Raw genomic sequence first — 15,169 nt, forward strand, 5'->3', positions numbered from 1 at the left:
CGGATAAGATACTATCCGGCTTTTTTATATCAGGCAAAAATCGTCATCAGATAGGCGGCAAATAAAGCCAGATGCGCCGCGCCGTTTAGCACGTTGGTGCGTCCGGTAGAGAACGAAATATGGCACAGCACTAACGAGGCCACCATCACTACCATTTCCGGCGCGCCTAAACCAAACACCAGATCATTACCTGTCGCCCAGGCGATGAGCGTGACGACCGGCACGGTTAATGAAATCGTCGCCAACACCGATCCGAAGAACAGATTCATTGCCCGCTGAACCTGATTATTCAGTACTGCCTTCAGCGCGCCCAGTCCTTCCGGCGAGAGAATTAACAGCGCGACCAGGAAACCGGTAAAGGCGACCGGGGCGTTCATGCTGGTCAGCAATGCCTCCAGCGGGCTGGCATTCATTTTGGTAACGGCAATGACCGCAATTAAATGAATGAGTAACCAGACCGTATGCCAGCCGCTACTGTGCGCGGAGGGTTTACCGTGGTGTGGATTGTCATCATCGCCTTCATCTTCATGTTCATAGATAAATAAGCTCTGGTGCGTTTTGGTTTGAATCAACAAAAATACGCCGTACATCGCGGCGGAAATTAACGCGACCAATAATGCCTGACCGGTAGAGAAATTGGCTTGCGGCAATGCCATTGGAAAAACCAGCACAATAATCGCCAGCGGAAACAGCGCGATAAGATACTGCTTAATCCCAAATAAATTCATATATTGCGTTGCGAATTTACGCCCGCCCAACAACAACGAGAAACCGACCAGTCCCCCGGTGACAATCATAATAATAGAGTAGAGCGTATCGCGCATAAGCGTTGGCGCAGCATCGCCGGTAGCCATCAGCGCTGAAATTAAACTCACCTCAAGAATAACGACGGACAGGCTTAAAATAAGCGATCCGTAGGGTTCGCCGAGTCGGTGCGCTAATACATCGGCATGACGGACCACGCTAAATGCGCTGCTTAAAATACCAATAAGTGCAAGGATATTGATGCCAATAACCACTGGTAGTGACTGGCTGCTTCCCCAAAGGAACAGCACTACCAGCGCAAGAACCGGGAAAATAAGCGAAGTCTCCTTATGGCGGGTTTTCACCGCCTCACAGGCATGTGTCATGAGGGTCTCCCTTGTGCAGGTGTTAATATTTTGGAAAGAGTAAAGAAGGTAAAAATAGCAGAAATTTGTATTTTTTTAGTGGTTTTTTACGTAGTTTTACGGCGTAGACGATTTTTTTCTTTTAAGGTTAGTAAAACAAGCATCTTGTTTTAACAGTGTTTAAATAACAAAAAGTTAATTTCCGTAAAAAGCAAAAATCCTCCTCGACTGGCGTAATAACGCATTGTTTACCACACTTAATGTTTTCCCTGAAGACGGAGGCGCTGATGCCGTATAAAGCCAAAAGTGATTTACCCGATAATGTGCGGAATGTTCTTCCAGCCCATGCCCAGGACATTTACAAAGAAGCGTTTAATAGCGCCTGGGAGCAATATAAAGATAAAGCCGATCGTCGTGATGACGCCAGTCGCGAGGAAACCGCACACAAAGTCGCCTGGGCGGCGGTTAAAAACGATTATGAAAAAGGCGAGGATGATAAATGGCATAAGAAAAAATGAACGCGGTATTACTCGCGTGTTAGCCTGATTTTCTTGCCGGAAGTCTATCCTGACGCGGGAGCTTTTCCCGCGTACAGATTTAAAATGTCAGCACTTTGTCCGCCGCCAGCGTCCATTGCGCCAGCTCGACCAGCGTTCCGATTTCCACACCGTCAATCAGCGGCAGGGGAGTGATACCACGTCCGTCCGCACAGGTTTTGCATAATTTTACCGGTACGTTTTGCGCGGTCAGAATTTCCAGCATTTGCTGAATATTGTAGCCTTCGGCTGGTTTTTGACCGCGTAACCCTGCGGTTACGGCATCTGACATCAAAAACAGGCGTAAATCGAGATGGCTTTCCTGCTCGCGCAGCGCAATGGCCAGACGCAGGCTATTAAATAATGATTCGCTGCCGTAGGCGGCGCCGTTAGCGATAATGACGATATTTTGCATGGATAACCCTTCTCCTTGAGAAATTTTGTCGGCAATGGCGTTATGTTACCTCGGGAACCGGGTGCCGCCAAATGCGTGGATAAAATCCCGGGGCGCTCTGCGGAAAAAATAAGGATATTCCTGGAAGCACGAGAAAAGGCTGCAAAACCTGTCCGGACACGTTATGGTTTACTCTGATGCCATTCCTCTTATCTTTTGTTGTAGAAGTTGCCGACACGTTGAGCCGTATTGTTTTTCGTTCATTCTCACTCTCGCTTCTCTTGCTGGCTGCCAGCGGTACGATCCGTGCGCAGGCGCAAGACCCTTTCACGCAAAACCGTCTGCCGGATTTAGGCATGATGCCGGAATCCCACGAAGGGGAAAAGCATTTTGCCGAGATGGCCAAAGCGTTTGGCGAAGCCAGCATGAAAAATAACGATCTGGATACCGGTGAACAGGCGCGGCAATTCGCTTTCGGACAGGTACGCGATGTGGTCAGCGAGCAGGTTAACCAGCAGCTTGAAAGCTGGCTATCAGCCTGGGGCAGCGCCAGCGTGGATATTAACGTCGATAACGAAGGTCATTTTAACGGCAGTCGCGGAAGCTGGTTTATCCCTTTACAGGATAAACAGCGCTATCTGACCTGGAGCCAGCTTGGTCTTACGCAACAGACTGATGGACTGGTAAGCAACATTGGCGTAGGACAGCGCTGGGCGCAGGATGGCTGGCTTCTTGGCTATAATACCTTTTACGATAATCTGCTGGATGAAAATTTGCAGCGCGCCGGCTTTGGCGCGGAGGCGTGGGGAGAATATTTACGTTTATCCGCCAACTATTATCAGCCTTTTGCCGACTGGCAGACGCATACGGCGACCTTAGAACAGCGAATGGCGCGCGGATATGATATCAACGCGCAAATGCGGCTGCCGTTTTACCAGCATATCAATACCAGCGTTAGTCTGGAGCAGTACTTTGGCGATAGCGTGGATCTGTTTGACTCCGGAACGGGGTATCACAATCCTGTCGCGTTAAAACTGGGTCTCAACTATACGCCAGTACCTTTGCTTACCATGACCGCCCAGCACAAACAGGGCGAGAGCGGGGTCAGTCAGAATAACCTGGGGCTGACGCTTAACTACCGCTTCGGCGTGCCGCTCAAAAAGCAGCTTGCCGCCAGTGAAGTGGCGCAAAGCCAGTCATTACGCGGTAGCCGCTATGATACGCCGCAACGTAACTCGCTGCCGACAATGGAGTATCGGCAGCGTAAAACGTTAACGGTTTTTCTGGCGACGCCGCCCTGGGATCTTACGCCTGGTGAGACGGTTGCGTTAAAATTGCAGGTGCGCAGCGTGCACGGTATTCGTCATTTGAGCTGGCAGGGCGATACACAGGCATTAAGTTTGACGGCAGGAACGGACACCCGCAGTACCGAGGGCTGGACAATCATTATGCCGGCCTGGGATCACCGCGAAGGCGCGGCAAATCGCTGGCGTTTATCGGTGGTGGTTGAGGATGAAAAAGGTCAGCGTGTCTCTTCCAATGAGATCACGCTCGCGCTGACTGAACCGTTTATCACGATGCCGGACGATAATCCGCATTGGCAACCGTTCCAGGAGCAATAATTAAAAGATGCGTTCCTGATGCACCCAGACGGCGGCCTCCACGCGCGATTTCAGCTTCATTTTCTTGAGCATATGTTTCACGTGCACTTTGACCGTACTTTCGGTGATATCCAGACGTCGGGCAATCATCTTATTTGGCAATCCCTGCGCGATGAGCTTCAGAATATCGCGCTCACGCGGGGTGAGTTGCGTTACATCGCGATCGGTGGTGGAGCGGTTGGCCCGCAGGCTGGCCGCCAGTACCGGCGTTAACGCTTCACTTAATACCATTTCGCCGGCGGCGGCCTGTTGTAACGCTTTGAGCAAGTCCTCCGGCTCCATGTCTTTTAACAGATAACCGTCCGCGCCGCGCTTTAGCGCCGTGACGACATCTTCTTCATGGTTGGATACGCTGAAAACGACAATACGTCCTGACAGCGCTTTTTCGCGTAATTTATCCAGCGTTTCGAGACCATTCATTCCCGGCATATTCAAATCAAGGAGGATCAGATCGGGATCGAGCGATTCCGCCAGGTCAATACCCTGCTCACCGTTGCTGGCTTCTCCGACCACGCTGATATCGGGCGCCATACTCACAAGCTGCTTTACACCCGTGCGTAGCATCGGATGGTCGTCAATTAACAGGATAGTTGCCGGTTCCTGATTATTCATGGGTATCTCCCTGGGTTTCTGTGAAGTTTGTTTCTGGAATAAAAGTAACAGTGACCTCTGTTCCGCCAGTCTCGCGTCGGCGTACCTGGCAATCGCCGCGCAAACTTTGCGCCCGATCGCGCATGATGATCATGCCGTAGTGATTACTGCGTTCGGCGTTTTCCGGGACGCCGCAGCCATTATCCTGCACTTTTAGTTTGACCTGTTTGCCACATTGCGTCACTGTCACCACCACATCGTCGGCATGAGAGTGTTTAAGGGCGTTGCTGAGGGCTTCCCTGGCAATTTGCAACAGGTGTATCGCCTGGTGTGACGGCACCAGGCGGGGGGGAAGCTGATAATCCAGTTTTACCGTAAAGCCAAACCGGGCGCTGAACTCCTGGCAGCTTGCTTCCAGCGCCGGACGTAGCCCGGGTTCCGTCAACTGTAAGCGGAAAGTGGTTAACAGTTCGCGCAGTTGCGCCCAGGAGCAGTTCAGCTCATTGCGAATTTGGCTGAGTAACTCACGGCTGCTTTCCGGTAACACGTCGCCCTGCATTTGCAGGCAGCTCACCTGCATCTTCATACAAGAGAGCGACTGGGCAATAGAATCATGCAGTTCGCGGGCAATGGTGGCACGCTCTTCCATGACAATCAACTGCTGCTGGCGCTCCTGATGCCTGTCGAGCGCCAGAGTCGCGGTAAGCTGTTCAACCAGCGTGTCCACCAACTGTTGTTGATCGTGGCTGAGATGGCGTCCATAGGGCAGCGTCGCCAGCAAAATACCGTATTGGGTGTGAGAGTCGGTGAGCCGCCATTTTAAGGTGGTGCCGCCGTTAATCATTGGCAGGGCGCTACGTGGGCAAAGGTGGCAGCCTTTATCATCGCAACTGATGTCCGACTGACAGGTAAATTCCTGGTGATTATCTTCATCTTCCAGGTCATAGACTCGCAGCTCAATATCATGCAACTGGGTTAAATTTTGCAGGCCATTCAGTACCGGTGAAAGACGCTCACATAGCGGAGCCTGTGAATGCAGTCGGCGGTTGGCTTGCCACAAAAACGAGAGAATCTGGTTTTTATGTTCCAGACCGGCTGTTTTTTCCTGTACGCGCTGTTCCAGTACCGCATAACTTTCGGCCAGCTCTTCAGACATATTATTGAGCGCAGAACCCAACGCGGCCATCTCATTGCGTCCACTGATATTGGCACGTTGGGTAAAGTCGCGCTGACTGACGGCGCGCGCCATTGATAATAACTGTTTCCAGGGCTGCAAAAGGCGAACACGTAGCCAGATAATCGTAAATACCAGCAATAGCGCCATAAAGATCGCCATTACCCGGTGAACTAATACCACGCGTTCGATACGCAATTCAGTAGTATGGTCGAACGACGTCACCAGGCGATCCAGGCCCGCCACAAAGCGCGTGACATCTTCTGCGACCGCGTGCGCGTTTTGCGCGTGCTGTAGTCCTGGCGAGAGTTCGTTATGCCAGTAATCCTGCAACGCTTTAAGCTGCTTTTGCTGCCCGTCTCGCTCAGCGGCGCGGGTCAGTTCCGGGCTGAATGCCGTTTGCTCCATCTCATCCAGCAGCTTTTGATCTTTAGCATCCAGCGGGACAGCTGCCAGTAGTCGATAGCTTTGCATACGCAATGAGCCCGCTTTATTAATCGCATGAGCGCTACCCTGTACGCCCTGAACCAGCCAGCCGGAAACCGCCATCCCCGCCACGCCGATAGCGGTAGAGAGCATGACAATCAGCGCCAGTTGGTTAACCAGCGTAAGAGGAGAGAAACACCGTTTAAACATGTTACCTTCTTTCTTCGGGGTAATGTCGCCGAAAAAACGTAGCAAAAAAGAGGGGCGTCAATCGGCTGTGCCGCTATTCTCAACGATACAGCGGAGTATACCCATACCTATAACGAGTTACTCCTTAATTGCCGCCGTAGAGAGGTATCTGCGACGGGAAGGAGTAGACAGACACAGCATGGTGAAAAACCAAAGCTTTTTTACCAAAATAGCCTACTCATTAAGGGTAATAACGCTTTTTAGTCGCCGGTGATGACGACTTTTCCTTTGATTTATATCAACTTACCTTCGGCAGTAAACCCTAATGTGGCAGACATCAAATCAAGAATCAGAGGTGTCTATGAGTCACTCATCCGCCCCGGAAAGGGCAACTGGCGCTGTTATCACGGAATGGCGTCCGGAAGATCCGGCGTTCTGGCAGCAGCGCGGCCATCGTGTTGCCAGCCGTAATTTGTGGATTTCTGTCCCGTGTTTACTGCTGGCGTTTTGCGTCTGGATGCTATTCAGCGCAGTGGCGGTGAACCTGCCGAAAGTGGGATTTAATTTTACGACCGATCAGCTCTTTATGTTGACTGCGCTGCCATCTGTTTCCGGCGCGCTGCTACGGGTGCCTTACTCCTTTATGGTGCCGCTATTTGGCGGACGTCGCTGGACAGCGTTCAGTACCGGTATCCTCATCGTGCCTTGCGTATGGTTAGGCTTTGCGGTTCAGGATACCAGTACGCCATTTAGCACTTTTATTATTATTTCCTTGCTGTGTGGTTTTGCCGGCGCGAACTTTGCCTCCAGTATGGCGAACATCAGCTTTTTCTTTCCTAAACAAAAGCAGGGCGGCGCGCTGGGTCTGAACGGCGGTCTGGGCAATATGGGCGTGAGCGTGATGCAGCTGGTTGCGCCGCTGGTGGTTTCGCTCTCTATCTTTGCCGCCTTTGGCAGCCACGGTGTAGAGCAGCCGGACGGTTCTCAGCTCTATCTGGCGAACGCAGCCTGGATTTGGGTGCCTTTCCTGGCCATTTTTACGCTGGCGGCGTGGTTCGGCATGAACGAACTGGCGACGTCTAAGGCCTCGCTAAAAGAGCAACTGCCGGTGCTCAAACGTGGTCATCTGTGGATCATGAGTCTGCTGTATCTGGCGACCTTCGGATCGTTTATCGGTTTCTCCGCGGGGTTCGCTATGCTGTCTAAAACGCAATTCCCGGATGTGCAGATCCTGCATTATGCGTTTTTTGGTCCGTTTATCGGCGCGCTGGCGCGTTCGGCAGGCGGTGCAATTTCTGACCGTCTGGGGGGGACTCGCGTCACGCTTATCAACTTTGTCCTGATGGCGATTTTCAGCGGTCTGCTGTTCCTGACATTACCTACTGGCGGCGTTGGCGGTAGCTTTATCGCATTCTACGGGGTATTTCTGGCGCTGTTCCTGACGGCGGGGTTGGGGAGTGGTTCTACCTTCCAGATGATCTCCGTTATCTTCCGGAAACTGACGATGGACCGGGTTAAAGCGGAAGGCGGGTCGGACGAAAGAGCCATGCGTGAAGCGGCGACCGATACGGCGGCGGCGCTGGGCTTTATTTCCGCGATTGGCGCGATTGGCGGCTTTTTTATTCCGAAAGCGTTTGGTTCATCTTTAGCATTAACCGGTTCGCCAGTCGGCGCGATGAAGGTCTTTCTTATTTTCTATATCGCCTGCGTCGTTATTACTTGGGCGGTATATGGACGTCATTCTAAAAATAAAAAGTAACTTTTGATTATCCTTTGCGCGGCGTTAGACCGCGCTTTTTTTTATCCGCATTTAGTTACAACATACTTATAGTCAAGAAAAGAGGCGCGACAGGACTGACCACGCTCATCTTTATCGGTCATCCAGGGGGATACCCCTTAATACCCACTTGTTGAAAATTTAACATTCATGTCGTGCGTAAATTTAATTTTATGTAATTAAATCAGCAATATATATAAATAAAACTCCTCCTCCAAAAGGAGTATGCAGAAGGTTTGCGCGCCATTTGCATCCCTGTCCGCCTTGATCGTTATCAATTCTCACGCCCATTCAGCGCGTTACCTTCGCCCTTAGTTAAGCAATGTCGATTTATCAGAGAGCCGTAAGGTTCCACACAGGAGAAACCCGATGAGTAAATTCCTGGACCGGTTTCGCTACTTCAAGCAGAAGGGCGAAACCTTTGCCGATGGGCACGGCCAGCTTCTCGAAACAAACCGGGACTGGGAGGACGGATACCGCCAACGTTGGCAGCATGACAAAATTGTGCGCTCAACCCATGGGGTGAACTGCACCGGTTCTTGTAGCTGGAAAATTTATGTCAAAAATGGTCTGGTGACCTGGGAAACACAGCAAACCGATTACCCGCGCACCCGTCCTGATATGCCAAACCATGAACCTCGCGGCTGCCCGCGCGGCGCAAGCTACTCCTGGTATCTCTACAGCGCTAACCGACTGAAATATCCGCTGATGCGCAAACGTCTGATGAAGATGTGGCGCGAGGCGAAAAAACTGCATCGCGATCCGGTAGAGGCATGGGCCTCCATCATTGAAGATGCCGATAAAGCCAAAAGCTTCAAACAGGCGCGTGGTCGTGGCGGCTTTGTTCGCTCCTCATGGCAGGAAGTGAACGAGCTGATCGCCGCTTCCAACGTGTACACCGTGAAAACCTATGGCCCTGACCGCGTCGCGGGCTTCTCACCCATTCCGGCGATGTCGATGGTCTCCTACGCTTCCGGCGCACGTTATCTTTCGCTGATTGGCGGTACCTGCCTGAGCTTTTACGACTGGTACTGCGACCTGCCGCCAGCCTCCCCGCAAACCTGGGGCGAGCAGACCGACGTGCCGGAATCCGCTGACTGGTACAACTCCAGCTATATTATCGCCTGGGGCTCTAACGTGCCGCAAACCCGTACGCCGGATGCCCACTTCTTTACCGAAGTACGTTACAAAGGCACCAAAACCGTCGCGGTGACGCCGGACTATGCCGAAATCGCCAAACTGTGCGATCTGTGGCTGGCGCCGAAGCAGGGGACCGATGCGGCGATGGCGCTGGCGATGGGCCACGTCATGCTGCGCGAATTCCACCTCGACAACCCGCGCCAGTACTTCACCGATTATGTCCGCCGCTATACCGACATGCCAATGCTGGTGATGCTTGAAGAGCGTGATGGTTATTATGCCGCAGGTCGTATGCTGCGCGCTGCCGATCTCGTTGATTCGCTGGGGCAGGAAAATAACCCGGAATGGAAAACCGTCGCTATCAACAGCAACGGTGAAATGGTGGCGCCAAACGGTTCAATTGGTTTCCGCTGGGGCGAAAAAGGCAAATGGAACCTCGAGCAGCGCGACGGGACTACCGGTGCAGAAACTGAATTGCAGCTCAGCTTGCTGGGCAGCCAGGATGAGATTGCTGACGTGGGCTTCCCGTATTTCGGCGGCGAAGGTTCAGAGTACTTTAATCATGTGGCGCTGGATAACGTCCTGCTGCACAAATTGCCGGTTAAACGTCTGCAACTGGCCGATGGTTCTACCGCGCTGGTCACCACCGTGTATGACCTGACTATGGCGAACTATGGTCTGGAACGCGGCCTCAACGATGAAAATTGTGCCGCCAGTTATGATGATACCAAAGCGTATACGCCAGCATGGGCCGAGCAGATCACTGGCGTGCCGCGGGCGCAGATCATCCGTATCGCACGGGAGTTCGCCGATAACGCGGACAAAACGCACGGGCGTTCAATGATTATCGTTGGCGCCGGTCTGAACCACTGGTATCACCTCGATATGAACTATCGCGGGCTGATTAATATGTTGGTGTTCTGTGGTTGCGTTGGTCAGAGCGGCGGCGGCTGGGCGCACTACGTCGGCCAGGAAAAACTGCGTCCGCAGACCGGCTGGCAGCCGCTGGCGTTTGCCCTTGACTGGCAGCGTCCGGCGCGTCACATGAATAGCACCTCTTACTTCTATAACCACTCCAGCCAGTGGCGCTACGAGACGGTGACCGCCGAGGAATTACTGTCGCCGATGGCGGACAAATCCCGCTATAGCGGTCATCTGATTGACTTCAATGTGCGCGCCGAGCGTATGGGCTGGTTGCCGTCGGCGCCGCAGTTAGGCACTAACCCGCTGTATATTGCGCGTGAAGCGGAAAAAGCCGGTATGACGCCGGTAGACTATACCGTCAAATCCCTGAAAGAGGGTTCGATTCGCTTTGCCGCCGAGCAGCCGGAAAACGGTAAAAACCACCCGCGTAACCTGTTCATCTGGCGTTCTAACCTGCTTGGGTCTTCCGGTAAAGGCCATGAGTACATGCTGAAGTATCTGCTGGGTACTGAGCATGGTATTCAGGGGCTGGATCTAGGTAAACAGGGCGGTGTGAAGCCGGAAGAAGTGGAGTGGCGTGACAATGGCCTGGACGGCAAACTGGATCTGGTGGTGACGCTGGACTTCCGCCTGTCGAGCACCTGCCTGTACTCCGATATCGTACTGCCGACGGCGACCTGGTATGAAAAAGACGATATGAATACCTCGGATATGCATCCGTTTATTCATCCGCTGTCTGCCGCCGTAGATCCGGCCTGGGAATCGAAAAGCGACTGGGAAATCTACAAAGGCATTGCGAAGAAATTCTCCGAAGTCTGTATAGGCCACTTGGGTAAAGAGACTGACGTCGTGACGCTGCCGATCCAGCACGATTCTGCCGCTGAACTGGCGCAGCCGCTGGACGTGAAAGACTGGAAAAAAGGCGAATGCGATCTGATTCCAGGGAAAACCGCGCCGCACATCATGACCGTCGAGCGCGATTATCCGGCGACTTACGAACGCTTTACCTCTATCGGCCCGCTGATGGAGAAAATCGGCAACGGCGGGAAAGGGATTGCCTGGAACACGCAGAGCGAAATGGACTTGCTGCGTAAGCTCAATTACACCAAAGCGGACGGTCCGGCGAAAGGCCAGCCGATGCTCAACACGGCGATTGACGCGGCAGAGATGATCCTGACGTTAGCGCCGGAAACCAACGGTCAGGTGGCGGTGAAAGCCTGGGCGGCGCTGAGCGAGTTTACCGGTCGCGACCATACGCATCTGGCAACCAATAAAGAAGAAGAGAAAATCCGCTTCCGCGATATTCAGGCCCAGCCGCGCAAAATTATCTCCAGCCCGACCTGGTCTGGTCTGGAGGATGAGCACGTTTCTTATAACGCCGGTTATACCAACGTTCACGAGCTGATCCCGTGGCGTACGCTGTCTGGTCGCCAACAGTTGTATCAGGATCACCAGTGGATGCGCGACTTCGGCGAAAGTCTGCTGGTGTATCGCCCACCGATCGACACCCGCTCGGTGAAAGCGGTGATGGGGCGTAAATCCAACGGTAATCCGGAGAAGGCGCTCAACTTCCTGACGCCGCACCAGAAATGGGGCATCCACTCGACCTACAGCGATAACCTGTTGATGTTGACCTTGTCGCGTGGCGGCCCGATTGTGTGGATGAGCGAAACCGACGCCAAAGATCTGGGCATTGAAGATAACGACTGGATCGAAGTCTTCAACAGCAACGGCGCATTGACCGCACGCGCAGTGGTCAGCCAGCGTGTACCGGCGGGCATGACCATGATGTACCACGCGCAGGAACGTATCGTAAACCTGCCGGGGTCGGAAATTACCCAGCAGCGCGGCGGTATTCATAACTCGGTGACGCGCATTACGCCGAAACCGACCCATATGATCGGCGGCTATGCGCAGTTAGCCTACGGCTTTAACTACTACGGTACCGTCGGCTCCAACCGCGATGAGTTTGTGGTGGTACGTAAGATGAAGAACATTAACTGGTTGGATGGCGAAGGCAATGACCAGGTACAGGAGAGCGTAAAATGAAAATTCGTTCACAAGTCGGCATGGTGCTGAATCTCGATAAGTGCATCGGCTGTCATACCTGTTCAGTCACCTGTAAAAACGTCTGGACTAGTCGCGAAGGTATGGAATACGCCTGGTTCAACAACGTAGAAAGTAAGCCTGGCGTTGGTTTTCCGAATGACTGGGAAAATCAGGAAAAATGGAAAGGCGGCTGGATCCGCAAAATCAACGGCAAACTACAGCCGCGCATGGGCAACCGGGCGCTGCTGCTGGGTAAAATCTTCGCTAACCCGCATCTGCCGGGCATTGACGACTACTACGAGCCGTTTGATTACGACTACCAGAACCTGCATACCGCGCCGGAAAGCAAACATCAGCCAATCGCGCGTCCGCGCTCGCTGATTACCGGCCAGCGGATGGACAAAATTACCAGCGGGCCAAACTGGGAAGAGATTCTGGGCGGCGAGTTCGAAAAACGCGCCAAAGACCAGAACTTCGAAAACATGCAGAAGGCGATGTACGGCCAGTTCGAAAACACCTTCATGATGTATCTGCCGCGCCTGTGCGAGCACTGTCTCAACCCGGCGTGCGTGGCGACCTGCCCGAGCGGTGCTATCTACAAGCGTGAAGAAGATGGCATCGTGCTGATCGACCAGGACAAGTGCCGCGGCTGGCGGATGTGTATCACCGGCTGCCCGTACAAGAAGATTTACTTCAACTGGAAGAGCGGCAAGTCCGAGAAGTGCATCTTCTGCTACCCGCGTATCGAAGCCGGTCAGCCGACTGTTTGCTCGGAAACCTGCGTGGGCCGTATCCGTTATCTTGGCGTACTGCTGTATGACGCCGATGCCATTGAAAGCGCCGCCAGTACGGAAAACGAAAAAGATCTGTATCAGCGTCAACTGGACGTGTTCCTCGATCCGAACGATCCGGCTGTCATTGAACAGGCGCTGAAGGACGGCGTGCCGCAGAGTGTGATCGATGCGGCGCAGCAATCGCCAGTGTACAAAATGGCGATGGACTGGAAGCTGGCGCTGCCGCTGCATCCGGAATACCGCACGCTGCCGATGGTCTGGTACGTGCCGCCTTTGTCACCGATTCAGTCTGCCGCCGACGCGGGTGAACTGGGCAGCAACGGTATTCTGCCGGATGTAGACAGTCTGCGTATCCCGGTGCAGTACCTGGCGAACCTGTTGACCGCTGGCGACACTCAGCCGGTACTGTTGGCGCTGAAACGGATGCTGGCGATGCGTCACTACAAACGTGCGGAAACCGTAGACGGTAAAGTGGATACCCGCGCTCTGGAAGAGGTGGGTTTAAGCGAAGCCCAGGCGCAGGAAATGTATCGTTATCTGGCGATTGCCAACTATGAAGATCGCTTTGTGGTACCGAGCAGCCATCGTGAACTGGCGCGTGACGCATTCCCGGAGAAAAACGGTTGTGGCTTTACCTTCGGCGATGGTTGCCACGGGTCTGATACCAAATTCAATCTGTTCAACAGCCGCCGCATCGACGCTGTTGATGTGACCAGCAAAACGGAGCCGCACGCATGATTGAACTCGTCATTGTTTCGCGTCTGCTCGAGTACCCGGATGCTGCCCTGTGGCAGCATCAGCAGGAGTTGTTCGATGCGCTCGCGTCATCTGAGAACCTGGATAAAGAGGATGCCCAGACTCTGGGCGTTTTCCTGCGTGATTTAACCGCGCAGGACATGCTGGATGTACAGGCCGCTTATAGCGAACTGTTTGACCGTGGTCGCGCCACATCACTGCTGCTGTTTGAACATGTTCACGGGGAGTCCCGCGATCGCGGTCAGGCGATGGTTGACCTGATGGCACAGTATGAGCAGCACGGTTTGCAGCTCGACAGCCGCGAACTTCCCGATCATCTGCCGCTGTATCTGGAATACCTTGCGCAGTTGCCGAAAAGCGAAGCGTTAGGGGGGGTACAGGATATCGCGCCGATTCTGGCGCTGCTCAGCGCACGTTTGCAACAGCGTGACAGCCGTTATGCGGTGCTGTTCGATCTGCTGTTAAAACTGGCGAATACCGTTATCGACAGCGATAAAGTGGCTGAAAAAATTGTGAATGAAGCACGTGATGATACCCCACAGGCGTTGGATGCGGTCTGGGAAGAAGAACAGGTGAAATTCTTCGCCGATCAGGGGTGTGGCGAGTCGGAAATCTCCGCTCACCAGCGTCGTTTTGCCGGGGCCGTGGCGCCGCAATATCTGAATATCACCACCGGAGGACAGCACTAATGCACTTCCTGAATATGTTCTTCTTTGATATCTACCCGTACATTGCCGGATCGGTATTTCTGATCGGTAGCTGGTTACGTTACGACTACGGCCAGTACACCTGGCGGGCGGCTTCCAGCCAGATGCTGGATCGCAAAGGAATGAACCTGGCGTCAAACCTGTTCCATATTGGGATTCTGGGTATTTTCGTCGGTCACTTCCTGGGCATGTTAACGCCGCACTGGATGTATGAAGCTTTTCTGCCGGTCGACGTGAAACAGAAGATGGCGATGATTGCCGGCGGCGCCTGCGGCGTGCTGACACTGGTTGGCGGTATTTTACTGCTCAAGCGTCGCCTGTTTAGCCCACGTGTCCGCGCCACCACTACCGGCGCAGATATTTTGATTCTCTCATTGCTGGTGATTCAGTGCGCGCTGGGTCTGCTGACCATTCCGTTCTCCGCCCAGCATATGGACGGGAGTGAAATGATGAAGCTGGTCGGGTGGGCGCAGTCAGTTGTGACCTTCCACGGTGGCGCATCCGCACATCTGGACGGTGTAGCCTTTATCTTCCGTATGCACCTGGTACTGGGGATGACGCTGTTCCTGTTATTCCCATTCTCGCGCCTGGTGCATATCTGGAGCGTGCCGGTCGAGTACCTGACCCGCAAATACCAGATTGTTCGTGCACGTCACTGATTTTCTCTCGATGCCCTAAACTCCGCTTCGGCGGAGTTTTTTTATGGCTGTTTGCCGGAGTGCGGCATAAATGCCTTATCCGGCCTACGCAGGCGTCAACTCTCCTGTAGGCCTGATAAGCGCAGTGCATCAGGCATATTGCGGGCAAGTATCGAGGGCAGAATATAGGACATTAAGGTTTGATCTTGCTGAAGTGCGACTGGGAGGTGATGGTGGTGGGGGAAGGATGACTCAGCGCTGCGCGCTTCGCCCTTCGGGTCGTTGCCGTTGGCAACGCTTTCTC

General features: G+C 53.5%; 11 protein-coding genes and 1 other RNA gene (1 of these 12 only partly in view). 7 read left to right on the top strand and 5 right to left on the bottom strand.

All coding sequences use genetic code 11. The annotated features are described in order from the left end of the window. Positions 1-29: 29 nt before the first annotated feature. On the bottom strand, positions 30-1,130 hold the full coding sequence (chaA, locus tag NAZ64_RS00380) for a sodium-potassium/proton antiporter ChaA (RefSeq protein WP_000148418.1): 1,101 nt from the start codon (positions 1,128-1,130) through the stop codon (positions 30-32). A gap of 266 nt (positions 1,131-1,396) precedes the next feature. On the opposite strand from chaA, the gene chaB reads away from it, so the two are divergent. After that, positions 1,397-1,627, top strand: a complete 231-nt coding sequence (chaB, locus tag NAZ64_RS00385; protein WP_001146392.1) for a putative cation transport regulator ChaB — start codon at positions 1,397-1,399, stop codon at positions 1,625-1,627. Between the two features lie 79 nt (positions 1,628-1,706). On the opposite strand, the gene NAZ64_RS00390 is transcribed toward chaB, so the two are convergent. Further along, complete coding sequence (locus NAZ64_RS00390) at positions 1,707-2,060, bottom strand: DsrE/DsrF/TusD sulfur relay family protein (RefSeq protein ID WP_001179794.1); 354 nt, start codon at positions 2,058-2,060, stop codon at positions 1,707-1,709. A gap of 176 nt (positions 2,061-2,236) precedes the next feature. Here NAZ64_RS00390 and NAZ64_RS00395 point away from each other — a divergent pair, with 176 nt between their 5' ends. Beyond that, positions 2,237-3,661, top strand: a complete 1,425-nt coding sequence (locus NAZ64_RS00395) for a YchO/YchP family invasin (RefSeq protein WP_001116350.1) — start codon at positions 2,237-2,239, stop codon at positions 3,659-3,661. On the opposite strand, the gene narL is transcribed toward NAZ64_RS00395, so the two are convergent. Beyond that, a complete protein-coding gene (gene narL / locus NAZ64_RS00400; protein WP_001633832.1) occupies positions 3,662-4,312 on the bottom strand; it encodes a two-component system response regulator NarL in 651 nt (216 codons plus the stop codon). Beyond that, positions 4,305-6,101, bottom strand: a complete 1,797-nt coding sequence (gene narX, locus NAZ64_RS00405) for a nitrate/nitrite two-component system sensor histidine kinase NarX (protein ID WP_000476244.1) — start codon at positions 6,099-6,101, stop codon at positions 4,305-4,307. The genes narL and narX overlap by 8 nt, the downstream gene beginning before the upstream one ends. 340 nt (positions 6,102-6,441) lie before the next feature. On the opposite strand from narX, the gene narK reads away from it, so the two are divergent. The 5 genes from narK to narI all read left to right on the top strand — a co-directional run bounded on the left by narK (position 6,442) and on the right by narI (position 14,886). Next, positions 6,442-7,839, top strand: a complete 1,398-nt coding sequence (narK, locus tag NAZ64_RS00410; RefSeq protein ID WP_000019848.1) for a nitrate transporter NarK — start codon at positions 6,442-6,444, stop codon at positions 7,837-7,839. A 387-nt stretch (positions 7,840-8,226) separates the two neighbouring features. Then, entirely contained in the window at positions 8,227-11,970 is a 3,744-nt protein-coding gene (locus NAZ64_RS00415) for a nitrate reductase subunit alpha (protein ID WP_024797700.1), read from the top strand. After that, entirely contained in the window at positions 11,967-13,502 is a 1,536-nt protein-coding gene (narH, locus tag NAZ64_RS00420) for a nitrate reductase subunit beta (RefSeq protein WP_000702628.1), read from the top strand. Before NAZ64_RS00415 ends, narH begins: the two co-directional genes overlap by 4 nt. Then, a complete protein-coding gene (gene narJ / locus NAZ64_RS00425; protein ID WP_483640840.1) occupies positions 13,499-14,209 on the top strand; it encodes a nitrate reductase molybdenum cofactor assembly chaperone in 711 nt (236 codons plus the stop codon). Before narH ends, narJ begins: the two co-directional genes overlap by 4 nt. Then, complete coding sequence (gene narI / locus NAZ64_RS00430; protein WP_079813002.1) at positions 14,209-14,886, top strand: respiratory nitrate reductase subunit gamma; 678 nt, start codon at positions 14,209-14,211, stop codon at positions 14,884-14,886. Before narJ ends, narI begins: the two co-directional genes overlap by 1 nt. Positions 14,887-15,096: 210 nt before the next feature. On the opposite strand, the gene NAZ64_RS00435 is transcribed toward narI, so the two are convergent. Next, positions 15,097-15,169: non-coding RNA, RtT sRNA (locus tag NAZ64_RS00435), on the bottom strand (it continues 151 nt past the right edge of the window).

The sequence above is a fragment of the Salmonella sp. A1325 genome (genome assembly GCF_056991255.1).